Origin of the sequence: Shewanella sp. MTB7 (assembly GCF_027571385.1) — a bacterium.
GTDB lineage: Bacteria > Pseudomonadota > Gammaproteobacteria > Enterobacterales > Shewanellaceae > Shewanella.
The window spans coordinates 5,307,868-5,322,850 of the sequence record NZ_CP085636.1; the positions used below are offsets into that span (position 1 = coordinate 5,307,868).

Genomic DNA, 14,983 nt, shown 5'->3' on the forward strand with positions numbered 1-14,983 from the left:
CTTAATACAGGCCGCATTGTTCAACAGCATATGTTAGGCATTGCTTATCTAGTGATTATTTTATCGTATTCTATGGTGCAAAATAAACATTCGAATCCATCATCCGAATCACTATTTATATCAACCAATAATAAAACATAAAAGTTATCAACTACCACTTGCAAAAGAACCACAACCCCGCTGGAATCCAGTTACAACGCAGCTACAATTTCAGCCCAACCAAGTTACAACTTTAGCTTTAATAGATAAACTTTCACTTTTAATCAAACAGAGATACATTTCATAGTTAATATTAAAAGATAATAAAAACATTAATAGTCCACATATTTACTGCTTGATTAATTACGTTACCACTTATCGTTATTTATACTCAACCACTGTCATTTCAACTTTAGACTTTGCTCACTAATAATAGTGACATATCGTTATCAGCATAAAATAACCCTGGTATAAACTGAATTTACATCACTGCAAGCAGATACAAACCCATCAGAGTTTAAAATTTAAACTCTCAGGTATAGTGACGCCGTGCCCAGCTAAGCCATTAAGTGACAAATAGCCATTATTTTTTGTATATCCTCCCCATTCATCCACAAGAATTAGGGGAGTAGCCAAGTCAATACAGGTCATCAACAATTTCTCTGGAACTGACTTGGCTAAGTGCATCACGGCGGCGGCGGCAACAGGCGAGCACCAGACTCCATCCATTCTTAAGGGAACTGAATGAGCGACCAAGATATCTCGTGCAGCTTGAGCGATGGCTAAAGAGCCGAGATGAGAAGGTTTTACCACCGCTGCCGACACTACACCATCACTGCAAGCTCGAGTGATCGCAGCTAGGGATTTTAAGCATTGATCAAAGCAGGTCTTCTTACCCGATTGCTCCGCAAAGTCCCTGTTCTCCTCATAGGTGTAACACGGCTCCTCCCAAATAAAGCGATCGTCATCATAGTGAGAGGCAAACACCTTAGCGGTATCGAGATCCAGCGCGCCATTAAAATCGAGCAACAATGATTGTTCCTTACTGAGATAAGGCAATATGGCGTCGATACGCGCGAGGTTAAGATCGACGCTTTTACCGTCCAGCTTAATCTGTACCACGCGCCGCCCTTCAGCCCTAACGCTCATATCGCTGGCCATTTTTTCTGGGGCCTCACATGAAAGTGATAAATAGTCAGCCAATGGCGCATCTGAACTGCCGCCAAAAACCGAGTACATTGGGACATTCGCAGACTTACACAGCAGATCGTAATAGGCCGTTTCCAGTGCAAATGAAAGCGCATTATAGCGGCAGTCTCTGGCGCGGAGTTTAGCTGCAAGATGTAAGACTTCATGGAAGCTAAGATCCTTCAACTCCTGAAGTAGCGCATCTTCCATGTTGAATATTGTCGCTAAGTCATAGCCAGGATCAGTGATCAGCTCACCATGTCCGGTCAATCCATCTTTTCTGCTTATCTTCAGAATTCGAGAATAGATGACTTTTTGTGTGACATAAGACATCACATAACCATCACCCTCAAGTTCAGGTCTGAATTGTGCTACTGATAATGTTATATCGCCCACGGTATTCTCCATTAAATTTATGATTCAACTATTACTTTTAACTTAGGACTAGCACTTACTTGTTGACGTTGACTCAAATATCCTTGAGTCATCCCTGAAAGGATGATGAATATGCAGCCAGAAATTTGCAGCGCATTCAAAGACTCAGAAAATAGTACCCAACCTAAGCCAACCACAACGATGGCTTCGACATACGCCAAAGTGCCATAGGTCACTGAAGGTAGATTTCGCAATGCTTGCACGGCACACATGGTGGCAAAAAAACCTGAGATCAGTCCAATGGCGATTAGCCAGAATGTCTGATCTAAACTGGGTATCTGTGGTGTACTCAATACAAAAGGCAGAATGCATAAGGCGCCGACAGACAGTTGCACCAAAGTACTTTGATAGGGTGAATCTGAAGAGGGCTTGCGGTTCAGCAGCATAAAGGCGCTATAGGCAACGAGTGAAAGTAAGGAGTAGAAAATGCCGTATATTTCATCCTCCCTATCACTAAAATCTAAGGTAAACTCCATCATCATGCAAAAACCAAACAAAGCAGTGGCAATGACTACAATATTTTCTATACGGAGTTTTTCATTAAAAAAGAAGTGGGCGTATACAGCACAAACAAGTGGTGCCAAATAAATAATCATGATGACATTTGCCATGTCGGTATAATTCATGGCTTGTATATAGAAAAACATAAACCCGGCCAGAGTTAAACCATTCACAACTGTCCTTGCTTTAGGTTTGTGAATAATCTTCTCTCCTTTACGCATAGTCATCATATAAATAAGCATAAAGAATGCACCTAAGAATAGGCGATAAAATGTAATGTGTTCGGCAGGCATTTGCGCGTAACGAGCAAATGCAGCCACGCTGCCAAAACTTGCAGCGGCTATTACAGCTAGAAATATAAATTTATAATTTGAATGTTGCACAATAGATACTCTAGTCACCACCTCGAAAGAATTCACACTCGCTCTTAACCGAGGCGGTTCCACTTTTATTAAATGAAAGCGATAACTTCTATTTCAACTAGTGCATCTTTAGGGAGTCTAGCAACCTCAACACAAGAGCGTGCTGGTGAATGCTCAACACCAAAAACTTCACTGTAAACTTCATTAAATGAAGCGAAATCTTCCATGTCTGATAAGAAACACGTGGTTTTAATCACATTACATAATGAAGAACCACCTTGCTCGAGTATAAATTTAACATTCACTAAGCACTGTCTAGTTTGCTCCTTAATTCCACCAGGAATAAATGCCATTGTGCTAGATTCTAAAGGTAATTGTCCTGAAGTGTAGATAAGGTTATTGATAGAAATCGCCTGGGAGTATGGACCGATAGCTGCGGGTGCTAATTCAGTGTGTATTATTTTTTTCATTATTTTTCCAAATTGCAATTAGTTAATTAAATGTGATCCGTTGAGCGGAATTCACGAAGATACTTATAAACAGCATGACGAGTAATACCTAAACTTTCAGATGCTATGTTGACGGCACCTTTCAATTCAAATATTCCGTTATTCATTAATTGCCAAACTATGGCTCTATTTTTTCCCTTTATACCAATGGAGGGATCATTTTCTACATCCGTAATGGCCATATTTAGTGTTCTATATATGGTATCTTCGCTATTGGTACTGAACACTTCATTGGATAAACTGGCATTAGGTATAAGTGTTTTTATGATGTCAGGAAATGGCAAAGAGAGATTTATATTCACACAAAACAATCCAATTGCATTTCCTTCCGAATTTGTAATTACACTCGTGGTTGACTTTAAATGCCCCCCCTCATTATTTTCGGTGAAATAACTCTTAGGGGCCATTTCGCCTGTAGCTTCAATAACTCGAAGCATTTTTAAACCTAGGTTAGTTATTGGAGAACCTATTTCTCTCTGTGTGTTATGCCCATTTACAATTTTTACTACCGATTCATCAATATTGTGCAGAGAGTGAATCACAACCTCACAATGTGGGCCAATAAGATCGGCGACAGACTCGGCTAACGGAAAATAACATTGGAGACTTCTATGGTCTTCCTCTGTAAACCCTAGGTTTCTACGTAAAAAAACTTCCTTCATATTTAACTGCACCACCTAATTAAGATAAACATAATCAACAACAGTGCTAAATAAATGTTAATAAGCACAAGTTAATAAACATTTAAACAATTAACTTTTAAATTAATTAATTAACGCAAGCGATGGATGCTTACCCATCAATAAATGTAACTATATATACGAGACTCTCAAAAGACAAGTTTGACTTTGAGCGATAAGTCACAAAAAGTTGATTAAACATAATGAATAATAGCCGCCATCGCGAATCAGATTGCCACAAAGTAAACAAAATGTAACTTTGATCGCGTAAACAAAAGTTAACTTCCAATGAACAATAATTACATATGGAAGTATTCAAAACCCACAAACTTTAAATGTTTGGAGTGATGCTTAATGACAGCTAAATATATTAACGAAACGACACCTCAATTGAATACAAAAAAGAAACAATCCTCAATTGATTATGTTGTGACTATTCCAGTAATTGGGATTTTAATTGCGTTATGTTTATTTTTGTTACTTGATGTTGAAAGAAGTGAAAAGGTAATTAAATCTGTTCTTATCTGGATTGAATTTGAACTTGGTTGGCTTTATATCATTACGATGATTGGCACATCGATATTGGCAATCTGGTTAGCTTTTGGTCGATTTGCACATGTCAAACTCTGTGCGCCAGGAGAGCAAGCTCAGTTTTCTGTAGCAAGCTGGTTCTGTATGATCTTTATGACAACCATGGCCGCGAGCATCATGGTTTGGGGCTTTGTTGAACCTTCCTACTATTATACCTCTCCCCCTCATGGGCTAGAGCCATTCTCTGATGAAGCATATGTATGGTCGCTAACACAAACCATGTTTCACTGGAGCCCTGTAGCCTACTCAATTTATGTCCCATTTTCTGTCACACTCGCCTACTTTATCCATGTAAGAAAGAAAGATGTATTCAGAGTGAGTCAAGCTTGTAGCGTCGCGATTGGTGAAAAAAATGCCAATGGTTGGGTCGGTAAAGTTATCGATATTCTCATCCTTTTCGGTGTAATAGGCGGCATGTCAACGTCCTTTGGACTGGCAGTCCCTGTTGTGCTTGAAGGTGTAGGCCGTGTAACGGGTATAGATGCTGACTCTACCGGCTTACTGATCGGACTTATGGCTGCTTGGTTACTGGTTTTCGGTATCAGTCTTTATCGCGGACTCGATGGTGGTATGAAGCTTATCAGCTCTTTCACCGCAGTTGTCGGCGTTACTTTTGTCGGTTTGCTGTTTCTCTTAGGTGATTCAGTTTTCGCATTGAAGATGGGGATCAACAGCTTAGGTCAGATGCTTCAAAACCTCATCTCCATGACTACCTTTATGGATCCTATCTCTAAAACAGGCTTTGTGGAGTCTTGGACCGTATTTTACTGGGCATGGTACACAGGCTTCGCCGCGGCTGTAGGTCTGTTCATCGCCAAGATTTCTCGTGGTCGTACAATTCGTGAAGTTGTTTTTGGCTCAACGGTCGCCATCTCAGCTGGCGTCTACATTATTCAGATAACATTCGGCTCATACACCATAGATCAACAGATCTCAGGCGTGCTCGATGTCGCAGCTTCAATTACCTCTATCGGCACCAGTGCAACGGTTCTTGAAATTGTTGAAACACTACCATTTGGCGGTTTCATGGTGGCAATGCATGCGATTCTGTTATTTGCATTCGTGGTGACCTCTCTGGATGCGACTGCGTTTACCTGCGCAAACCTTTCATCAATTCGCCTTAAAAGCGATGACGAGCCAGCGGTAAATAGCAAGTTAACCTGGGCGGTGATCTTAATGTTGCTCACAGGTACATTAACAATAATTGGTGGACTCTCTGCGGTACAAGTGTCATCACTTATCGTCTCTGTTCCCTTAGTATTCATTGCCGGAATATTGGTGGTATCCCTTATAAAAATGCTCAACGAAGACTTCCCTGTGACTGATGATAAGTTCATCTACGTTGACTACAAAACTAAATCTGAGGAAAAATAACATGGCTAATACAATCGAATTCTCACTATATGATGCTTTTACTAGCCTACCTTTCGGTGGTGGACAAGCTGGTGTTGTCGTTAGCAAAGGCGAGCTTAATGCCGAATTAAGACAGAATATTGCCTTCGAAGTGGGTAAAGCCGCGACTGCCTTTATCAGTGATTATGATGCGAATTCAATCACGGTTCGTTTCCATTCCCCGACAACTGAATACCCTATGTGTGGCCATGGCACTTTATGTGTTGTGACTGAGATGCTGACTCGTGACATTTACAACTGGGCAGAGAAGAGTGAACTCGGTCTAGATCTTAAACTGCCGCAGACCACATCACGCATTGAAGTGGTACGCAACGAGGAAGGCGATGCTGTCATAATGTTAGATATCGTGCCTCACCAGTTCCCAGAAAGTAGCTTTGATGCTGAAGAGATCACTAAGTTACTGTCTGTCAATGTCGAGGATATCAATACTGATATGCCGATCGAGCTTGCCTGTGGCGACTTTAATCACCTGGTGGTTCCTTTTAAAACCCTTGAAGCGGTAGCGAGAATTCAACCAAATTACACTGAACTAAATAAGTACTGCATCGACAACAATGTTCAAACGGTTATCTGCTATTGCGACGAGACTCAAGATCCGCGCAATGTTGCTCACTTACGTGACTTCTGCCCAGCCGTTGGCGTCGATGAGTCTGCTGCAGGTGGTACCACCAACGCTGGTCTTGCCGCCTATCTGTTTAGAAATGGTCTGAATAAAGTGACCCCAAGCGGAATAATTAAACTTCGCACCGAACAGGGCATCGAAATGAAGCGTCCGAGTACCATTGAGACTGTCATTAACAGTCAAGACGGTGAACTAGTGCGCTTACAAGTGGGTGGCGTTGCCATTAAAACCGTTAGTGGCCACCTGCCATTTATTACCGAATCAGACCTAGGAAAGTAATTATGTCTACTCCATTTTCATTAGAAAATAGCCAGAAATTTTATCAAGATATGCTGGTTTGGGATGGGCACGCCGGTATTTTCCCAAGCCCGAATGTGGATCTCAATAAGTTAATTGAGTGGCATGAGTCTGGTGCGAATTACATCAGCATCAATGTGGGCTTTGATGTGATGAACTTTGAGCAAACAATGGCAACGCTTGCAGCGTACCGCCGCTGGTTTGCCACTACACCCCACAAAGATATTATTCTAGCTTCAACCGTTGCCGATGTTATCCAAGCCAAGAAAGATAACAAGCTGGCGGTAACGTTCGATATTGAGGGGGTCAATGCCCTCAATGGTAATGCCGACATGGTGCGGGTGTATCACGCCCTGGGTGTTCGTCAGATGCTGCTATCTTACAACCTTAATAACAAGGCTGCTGGCGGTTGTCATGGTGAAGATATGGGGCTAACCGAATTTGGTCAGCAGGTCATAGGTGAAATGAATGACGTGGGCATGATTGTTGACTGCTCTCATACTGCCTATAAGACCACCATGGATATGATGGCGTTATCTTCTAAGCCTGTGGTTTTCTCCCACTCAAATCCCAAGAATATCTGTGACCATCAACGCAATATCTTAGATGAGCAGATCAAGGCCTGTGCTAATACTGGCGGCCTTGTCGGTGTCGTGGGAATGGGAATTTTCCTCGGTAACAATGAGTCAACCACAGAGAATTACTTAAAACATATCTGCTACTTGACTGACTTGGTCGGGGCTGAACATGTTGGATTGGGCTTAGATTACTCACCAAAAATGGATCTGGATGTGGGTGAGATCTTAAGATCTAGACCCGATTTCTGGCCACCAGGTAATGCTTATGATACCAAAGACATTGGTCATTACTCACCGGCTCAGTTCCATGAACTACTTGAAGCTATGATGAAAAAAGGCTTCAGCCAACATGAAATTGAGGGCATTTTTGGCGGCAACTTTATGCGCGTAGCCAAAGCGGTTTGGGCAGCATAAGTTAGACCGTAACAGCTTTAAGTCTTTGTCTTAGCAGATAAAAAGATTATAGATGCCTTTGATATCATTAAAGGCATCTATTTATTTGATTGAAGTTACCTCATACAGCTCACAACTTGCTACAATCCAGCTTTTCCTGCCCAGAATCTATGCTGTAAACATAGGTTTGTTGATAATCAACGCCATTGTATTGCTGAGCAAAATGCACTGCTTGATAGCTGCATAAACCATCCTGTCTCTGCATCACAATCACACCGGCAATGTAACGCCCAGTCTGGATCCCAGTCAGCTTATTTCGCAGTATTATCCAATCATTATCCCGGATATATGCATCGAGAATAGACTCATTCCACGACTCTTTATTGGCACGCTGTTTTGCTGCATTTAGTGCTTGCTGCTGCAGTTTGTCATCCTTCAAGCCTCGATTGGGAAGTCGATTGCTCGCCGTACGCTCAGCATCTTGTTGACGATAACGCGCATCCACGGCATTTTTAGCCAACAGCGCATAATTAGCTAAGGTGTTATCAATATCCTGCTGCATCTTCTTATCCGCAGTAAGCGTACGAACATAGATTGGATCTTGGGCAAACAGATTATAATGGCTGTTTTTATCCCAAAGCGCTTTGCCTAATTTGGCCTTCGCGTAGAAGAATACTCCCTTTGACTCCTCAATCATAAACCGTCCCATATTGCCCATCTCATAAACAGGCTTACCTATTGCCTGACTGAGTTCTGCAACATAGACAAAACGATCTTGAGTACAAGATCTACACTTATCTCCCTCAAGGGACACTGATTTTTCAGGATCAAGCGTCAGCTCGAACTGATCATAACTCTTTCCATTTATCTGATACCTAGCCGCACTGTAATAGTGACCACTACCACCTTCTATCACAACTTTCTCGACTCCTTCCCCAGTAATTAGCCGCTTTGACTCAGTAATTACAAACACTTTTGCAGTACTAAGATCTATCCCTGGTGTTCCTCGCTTTCGATACACGTTTATGTAAGCGATATTCTTCCAAATTGCTTTACCTAACAAACCATCGGCCATCACAGATACAAAAGTATTGTCGTCATAATGAATCAGATAAATCCCCATGCTATTAAAGAAGACGGCACGTTGAAGCTCAGTAGATTCCTGTTTCATAAAAGAGTAGATCGCCGGAGGACAACGCTGACAACCCGCTGTCGCAATGACGGTTTTCCCCTGATGCTCCCCAAGTTGTATCAGCAACTCTTGGGTCTGCCCAGCACCGCTACGTTCAGCTTGAGCCAGATCATAAACCCCATTAACCAGCTCCGGTGATAAACTGCCTGCACACACATTAAGATGGTAGACAAGCATCCAGATTGAGATCACCGTAGCAACTATTACTCTCATATATTTTTCCTTGATACCCTAGTGAGATTTAATCTCTGCATTCGATATCACGCACCAAATGCAGGCTAATAACTCAACATAGACCTTACAGGTCAAGTTCACAAATATCAGGAAAAGATGAATCTCATCAATTAAGGGGAATGTTCTAGAATATGACTATTTTCAACTACGCCTTTTCCTAGAGCACCTATAATGATTAAGTGCTGTATTTTTAAGGCGGTACCTAAGAAAAATGAGCGATGTAGGATACAATGCAAAGGAATCTGTTTTTATTATTTTCTTCACCTGATAATGAATTTGAAACTCGTCTCTATACGACAAGAATCGCTCGTTATTTTAGCCAAAGCATTAAAAACTCGCCCCTACTACTCATTGCCTCACTTATACTATGTGGCTATCAATTTTATTTAAAATCGACTTTGATTTCATTGATTATTTGGCAAGGCGCACTTTCAGTTATCGTCCTTACTATCTATGTAGTTGACAGAAAAGGCAACGCCCAAGTGGCGTTAAACATGGATTATTTCACGCTCAAAAAACAGCTAATCCAACGCTTTTTTCTTGGCTTATTCATTGCCGTATTATTTGGTATTAGTCCCTTCATTTTATTGGCCGATGTGCCACTTGATCATGTACAGCTTTATTATATTTTTTTGGTGTGTTTCTTTGCCATTATTCTTGTGAGCAATATTAGTTTTCCGGAATATTACATTGCCTACGGCATCATTATTCTCCCCATGATTTTTCTTCATGCACTAACCCGATTCGACGATCACAGTAAAGGAGTCATCGCTTTTTCATCTTTCTTTTTACTAATAGGGCTCATGCTAATGATCCGTAAATCAATAGAGATGTCCGAAGGTGCGTTAAATGAGGTAACTTATAGTATTACTTTAAAAGATCAAATGCTTGAAATGATAAAGATGCAAAAATTAATAGAGCATCAAGCACATCATGATGAACTAACGGGATTGGCAAACCGTCGTAAATTTGAAGAAGAAGCAGCAGAAATAGAACATAGGGCAAGGGATTTCGGTAATATTTTTGGACTTATTTATGTTGATTTGGACAAGTTCAAACCGATAAACGACACCTATGGTCATCAATATGGAGATTGGGTACTACAGGAGATTGCTAAGCGAATAACTAGCTGTACTCGTGAAACAGATCTTGTCTGTCGTATGGGGGGAGATGAGTTTTGTGTATTGATAAAAAACATAACCAACAAAGAGGAATTGGAAAATCTATCTACCTTATTAAGAGAACGGATAACAATGCCATTTGCTATCAATGGGATAGATTTTAATTTAGGTGCCAGTATGGGCTCAGCTATTTATCCAGCCGACGGTGAAAACGTAGACTCCCTTGTTTCGACTGCCGATCACAAAATGTATAAAGAGAAAAAAACGGCACAAGGTTAGCGACCTTCAATTAACGTTTATTACCTAAATAACATGCAAATGTTTTAATTACCTCTGTTGTCATCCCATTCGCAGCACGCTCTACTCCCCAGCGATACATCTGTTAAAATCCATTCTTATTAATACGAATTTATCTATAAATGACCAAGAAAATTGCTGGAGACAGATGTGTTAACAACACCAAGCAAAGATGATTGGATCCGTGGTGGCTTGTACGCCATAGCGATGGGCACACCGCTACTTTTAGCTCCGTGGCTACCCAGCACAATATCGGTATTTGTCACGCTTGGAGCCATGTTTACCCTAAGACTCGATCCCCGCAGTCATTCCAAGCATCAGGTAATGGCGATGATGGGGGGAATGCTATTGGTAATATCCGCTGGCATGTTTGGTAAGTTACTTGTCGGTCACCGAGATTTGACCATTATGGCACTTGTTCTTATCAGCTTTCTTGCAGGTCAACCCCAACCGGAACAAAAATACTTTGCTTTACTGGGTAAATTTGTGGCTGCCGCCTTTGTACTCGAAGAAGTGGGCGGTCCAGCAACACTGACAACAGCAATGGCTTATCTTAGCGGAGCGGCATTCGCGCTGCTTCTGACCTTAATTCAAGGGCGCTTTTTTCCTACGCAGGCAACAGGCTGGTCGCTTTCCACTGAATGGCACGATCTGCGAACGGGTCACATCAATGGCCCATTGTACGGTTTGGCTCTACCATTGACGGTCTTAGCTTCAATTTTAACTGCCCACTGGCTCAATGCGCAGCATGAGTCCTGGGTTGGTCTAACGGTTCTTTTCGTTATGAATGTTGATGCAGCAAACGCTTGGAAAAAAATAGGCATGCGCATTATTGGCACTTTAATGGGAGTCATCTGTGCTTATCTGGTCGTTATATTTTTCCCCAACTGGACTTTCCCTTTTATTATTATGTTAACAGCGCTTTTTATGCCAACATTATTACGACAAAATTACATACTTCATAATTGGTTAACGACTATATTCGCCTTGCTTGTCGTCGATCTAGCTATGCAGCAAAATGGGGGCGATGAATCTCTGATCCAATGGCGTTTTATTGATACTCTGATCGGTTGTGCTTGGGTTGCAGTGAGCTTGATCTTGCTACGTCTTGGAAGAAGATGGTGGCCTAATAAACCTTAAGCTCGCTAGGGCGATAATGCCTTAATATTTTTTACGTGAAACAATTCAATCAGTGTTGATTTTATGTTAAAACGTGCATACTTTGATAATAGATAATAACGCCAACTCACTTTAGAGAAAATGACATGAGACACACAAAATTTTCTGACCATTTAGCAAATAAAACAATCCCTTACAACACCGTCACTTTACCTTACGAACAGCCTAAACTGAATGTGAACTATTGGATTGTGGATAATTTTTTTTCACATCAAGAAGCTGTGACAATTGCTAATCGTTGTTTTAATAAAGACACAAAAAAATGGAAATTAGGGAGTCCTTATACCAAAGAGTTATGGCCAGGTATGCGCGCAGGTAAAGCACTAAAAAAAGATGAATTACTCAAAGTGGAGAACTGGGTCAAAGGAGAAATAGGTAAAGATAAAATATGGGTAGAAGAAGACGAGCAAGTTGTTGTCGATTCAAATACGGTTATTTTAGTGGGGGCTGATGAAGGTAAAGCAAGACCTCATGTAGATAACCGAAAGTTATGCCGTTATGGTGCAGTGTTATATTTAAGCCTAAATCCAGCTGCAGATTCTGGCACTTCATTCTATCGACTAAAATATGCCAATGGTGCCGCAGGTGGGAACTTGGTAGAAGATCCTTATTATAATTTGGTTGATGCATTAAAAACCAATAGTTTACCTGCTGATGCATGGTATGAAGATTATTGTATCGAAAACAAATTTAACCGATTAATTTTGTTTAAGAGTAATATTGTACACAGTGCTAGTGGCTATTTTGGTAAAAAAAAGCGGGATAAACGTTTGGCAGTGACATTTTTCTGGATGACCGAAAAATAATGGCTAATTTTTAATTTAAGCATAGAGTGTTGTATACCAGCATAAGAACAAACATATCAGAACCAGCCTTGCACCATCAAAAGTGGGTAGATCTAGCCACCAGTAAATAGCACACACCCCTTTAAAATACTTATAAATAAGATTTAAAAACCACAAGATGTAAAATTAAAAACATTTTATGTTACAATCTGGCAACCTGAATCCTTTCGTAAAAGATGATGCCGATGACCAGAACTGCCTATATTACAATTTTAATTTGGTTTACCTTAGTCATTAGTAAAACAAGTTACGCTACTTTTTCAATCGTGGCAGTAGATCCAGAAACGAGAGAGGTGGGCACTGCAATAGCCACCTGCATTCATAACTTTGACCTATCCCGTGTGGCTAAACTTGTACCAAATAAAGGGGCTGTAAATACTCAAAGTTATGTTAATTACACCAATACCAGCAATGCAATCTCTCAAATACAAGACACTCTCTCAGCAATAGAACTTATCAATTGGCTTAAAGAAAATGACGCCCAAAACCGTCCTGAAATACGTCAAAATTTAGCCACGACTATTGACGCTCAAGGACAAGTTGATAGTGCTGCTTACACTGGACAGAGTTCGACAGACTACAAAAATCATATCCTTGGCAGGACCTACGCTATCGCAGGAAACATTTTATCTGGACCGTCTATTTTAAGCGCTATGGAACACGCTTTTATCAGTGAGGAAGCAGACTTAAGCCATAAACTTATGGCGGCAATGCAAGCCGCTAAGCAGCATGGTGCCGATAGTCGTTGTAAACAAACCTCTTCAGCGTCAGCTTATCTAGGTGTAGCCAAACCAAATGATAATATTGCCATGCCATTTATGCATCTGGTTGCTCGACCACTTGACCGTAATCTTGACCCTATAGATGAATTACAATCACTCTTTCTATCTTTTAAAGAACAGCAACTTCTGCTAAATCAGCACCATGATTCCGATAACGATGGGATCCCTGATCGCCTTGAATCCCCTCGCCTTGCTGATCATCCCATAAATACAGGTGTATTTAGCTATGCCACTGGCAACAACCTATTCACATCAAATGGCAAACTTCACCGAACAGACGTCAGTACACGAAACGTTTCAGAGTTAGTGCTGACCTTAGTGATGGGTCAAGATATGTACAAACTCACTCCAGGGAAGCATATCGGATTTTCATTTATAGATGAAACTGGCACTCAGATCACTGTAAAAGATTCGGTTATTGGCCAAACAGCCTTTGCACAACCAGGGGCTAATAATACAGGAGTGTTGACCGCCGTTGGCAATGATCAACATGGTCGTCAAGTTGCCCTGCTTTTGTATCTGGACGGTAACCTCAGTACCGGGGCTTTTTATGCGTTAGACTCCTATGTTCCCACCACCGCTAATAACCGAGATGTAGAGTTACCCGGGATCCCATACAACCCAGATGAATACACTGATAGTGACGGTGACGGGCAAGCTGATTATCTCGACTTAGACAGTGATAATGATGGTATAACTGACGCAGTAGAATACCCCGGTCTTGTGAATTATCCCGTTAATGTCGGTGTATTTAGTTATGCCACAGACAGTAATCTATTCACCTCAAAAGGCAAACTTCATCGAACTGATGTGAGTACTCAGGATGTATCGGGCTTAGTGCTTACTTTAGCCGCTGGACTTGATATGTATAAACTGACCTCAGGTGAACATATTGGCTTTTCATTCATCGATGAAACTGGCACCCAAATCATCGTCAAAGATTCGGTCATTGGCCAAACGGCCTTTGCACAACCTGGAGCCAATGAAACCGGAGTACTAACAGCGGTAGGGCATGATCAAAATGGCCGTCAAATTGCCCTATTGTTATACCTAGATGGTAACCTCAATACAGGGGCTTTTTATGCGCTAGATTCCTATGTTTCCACTAATGCTAATAACCGAGACATAGAGTTACCCGGAACCCCATATGACCCAGATGAGTACGCTGATAGTGATGGTGATGGGCAAGCCAACTACCTCGATTTAGACAGCGATAATGATGGTATTACTGATGATTTAGAATACCCTGAACAAGTGAACTATCCCGTTAATGTAGGGGTATTTAGTTATGCTACAGGCAATAACTTATTCACATCCAATGGCAAGCTTCATCGAACTGATGTGAGTACTCAGGATGTGTCAAACTTAGTGCTCACTTTAGCCCCTGGACTTGATATGTATAAACTCACTTCCGGTAAACATATTGGCTTTTCATTCATTGATGAAACAGGCACTCAAATCACCGTAACAGATTCGGTCATTGGTCAAACAGCGTTTGCACAGCCAGGGCCTAATGACACTGGTGTCCTAACCGCCGTTGGCAGTGATCAAAACGGCCGTCAACTCGCGTTGCTTTTATACCTAGATGGTCATCTCAGTACTGGCGCATTTTATGCTCTAGACTCCTATGTCCCCACATCAGCAAATAATCGGGATGTGGAACTGCCAGGTACACCATACGCGCTTCAATTATATTAAAGCAGAGGATGACTCTGGATAAGTTGAACATGAGTTGAAACACTACAAATCTATTGGCTACAAATCCCTTCCACCACGATCGCTGCG

At 41.4% G+C, this 14,983-nt stretch carries 12 protein-coding genes; 7 read left to right on the forward strand and 5 right to left on the reverse strand.

Annotation, left to right across the window (positions count from 1 at the left end; genetic code table 11):
- Positions 1-489: 489 nt before the first annotated feature.
- From HWQ47_RS23055 to HWQ47_RS23070, 4 genes are read right to left on the reverse strand one after another with little or no spacing between them, the layout of a single operon-like run.
- On the reverse strand, positions 490-1,563 hold the full coding sequence (locus tag HWQ47_RS23055; protein ID WP_269968332.1) for a mandelate racemase/muconate lactonizing enzyme family protein: 1,074 nt from the start codon (positions 1,561-1,563) through the stop codon (positions 490-492).
- Between the two features lie 17 nt (positions 1,564-1,580).
- A complete protein-coding gene (locus HWQ47_RS23060; protein WP_269968333.1) occupies positions 1,581-2,522 on the reverse strand; it encodes a DMT family transporter in 942 nt (313 codons plus the stop codon).
- A gap of 32 nt (positions 2,523-2,554) precedes the next feature.
- Complete coding sequence (locus HWQ47_RS23065; protein ID WP_269968334.1) at positions 2,555-2,935, reverse strand: RidA family protein; 381 nt, start codon at positions 2,933-2,935, stop codon at positions 2,555-2,557.
- A gap of 26 nt (positions 2,936-2,961) precedes the next feature.
- Positions 2,962-3,636 (reverse strand): helix-turn-helix transcriptional regulator, encoded by a 675-nt coding sequence (locus HWQ47_RS23070; protein ID WP_269968335.1) that lies wholly within the window; start codon positions 3,634-3,636, stop codon positions 2,962-2,964.
- Positions 3,637-4,008: 372 nt separating this feature from the next.
- On the opposite strand from HWQ47_RS23070, the gene HWQ47_RS23075 reads away from it, so the two are divergent.
- Genes HWQ47_RS23075 through HWQ47_RS23085 form a run of 3 tightly spaced genes read left to right on the forward strand, consistent with a single transcriptional unit; the run spans position 4,009 to position 7,569 of the window.
- Positions 4,009-5,619, forward strand: a complete 1,611-nt coding sequence (locus HWQ47_RS23075; RefSeq protein WP_269968336.1) for a BCCT family transporter — start codon at positions 4,009-4,011, stop codon at positions 5,617-5,619.
- Position 5,620: 1 nt separating this feature from the next.
- Positions 5,621-6,559: a PhzF family phenazine biosynthesis protein gene (locus HWQ47_RS23080; protein WP_269968337.1), complete on the forward strand. Its 939-nt coding sequence runs from the start codon at positions 5,621-5,623 to the stop codon at positions 6,557-6,559.
- 2 nt (positions 6,560-6,561) lie between these two features.
- Positions 6,562-7,569 (forward strand): dipeptidase, encoded by a 1,008-nt coding sequence (locus tag HWQ47_RS23085; protein WP_269968338.1) that lies wholly within the window; start codon positions 6,562-6,564, stop codon positions 7,567-7,569.
- A gap of 109 nt (positions 7,570-7,678) precedes the next feature.
- On the opposite strand, the gene HWQ47_RS23090 is transcribed toward HWQ47_RS23085, so the two are convergent.
- Complete coding sequence (locus HWQ47_RS23090) at positions 7,679-8,953, reverse strand: hypothetical protein (protein WP_269968339.1); 1,275 nt, start codon at positions 8,951-8,953, stop codon at positions 7,679-7,681.
- Between the two features lie 251 nt (positions 8,954-9,204).
- Here HWQ47_RS23090 and HWQ47_RS23095 point away from each other — a divergent pair, with 251 nt between their 5' ends.
- From HWQ47_RS23095 to HWQ47_RS23110, 4 genes are all read left to right on the forward strand, one after another.
- Entirely contained in the window at positions 9,205-10,374 is a 1,170-nt protein-coding gene (locus tag HWQ47_RS23095) for a GGDEF domain-containing protein (RefSeq protein WP_269968340.1), read from the forward strand.
- Positions 10,375-10,542: 168 nt separating this feature from the next.
- Positions 10,543-11,532: an FUSC family protein gene (locus HWQ47_RS23100; protein WP_269968341.1), complete on the forward strand. Its 990-nt coding sequence runs from the start codon at positions 10,543-10,545 to the stop codon at positions 11,530-11,532.
- 125 nt (positions 11,533-11,657) lie between these two features.
- The gene (locus HWQ47_RS23105) at positions 11,658-12,377 is read left to right on the forward strand and encodes a DUF6445 family protein (RefSeq protein ID WP_269968342.1); all 720 of its coding nucleotides are present in this window, start codon (positions 11,658-11,660) and stop codon (positions 12,375-12,377) included.
- A gap of 224 nt (positions 12,378-12,601) precedes the next feature.
- Complete coding sequence (locus HWQ47_RS23110) at positions 12,602-14,896, forward strand: DUF1028 domain-containing protein (RefSeq protein ID WP_269968343.1); 2,295 nt, start codon at positions 12,602-12,604, stop codon at positions 14,894-14,896.
- The last annotated feature ends 87 nt before the right edge of the window (positions 14,897-14,983 follow it).

What these genes read in the sequence shown, in the direction of transcription:
- HWQ47_RS23065 (WP_269968334.1), bottom strand. Translation starts at nt 2,935, where the DNA reads ATGAAAAAAATAATACACACTGAATTAGCACCCGCAGCTATCGGTCCA.
- HWQ47_RS23070 (WP_269968335.1), bottom strand. Translation starts at nt 3,636, where the DNA reads ATGAAGGAAGTTTTTTTACGTAGAAACCTAGGGTTTACAGAGGAAGAC.
- HWQ47_RS23075 (WP_269968336.1), top strand. Translation starts at nt 4,009, where the DNA reads ATGACAGCTAAATATATTAACGAAACGACACCTCAATTGAATACAAAA.
- HWQ47_RS23080 (WP_269968337.1), top strand. Translation starts at nt 5,621, where the DNA reads ATGGCTAATACAATCGAATTCTCACTATATGATGCTTTTACTAGCCTA.
- HWQ47_RS23085 (WP_269968338.1), top strand. Translation starts at nt 6,562, where the DNA reads ATGTCTACTCCATTTTCATTAGAAAATAGCCAGAAATTTTATCAAGAT.
- HWQ47_RS23090 (WP_269968339.1), bottom strand. Translation starts at nt 8,953, where the DNA reads ATGAGAGTAATAGTTGCTACGGTGATCTCAATCTGGATGCTTGTCTAC.
- HWQ47_RS23095 (WP_269968340.1), top strand. Translation starts at nt 9,205, where the DNA reads ATGCAAAGGAATCTGTTTTTATTATTTTCTTCACCTGATAATGAATTT.
- HWQ47_RS23105 (WP_269968342.1), top strand. Translation starts at nt 11,658, where the DNA reads ATGAGACACACAAAATTTTCTGACCATTTAGCAAATAAAACAATCCCT.
- HWQ47_RS23110 (WP_269968343.1), top strand. Translation starts at nt 12,602, where the DNA reads ATGACCAGAACTGCCTATATTACAATTTTAATTTGGTTTACCTTAGTC.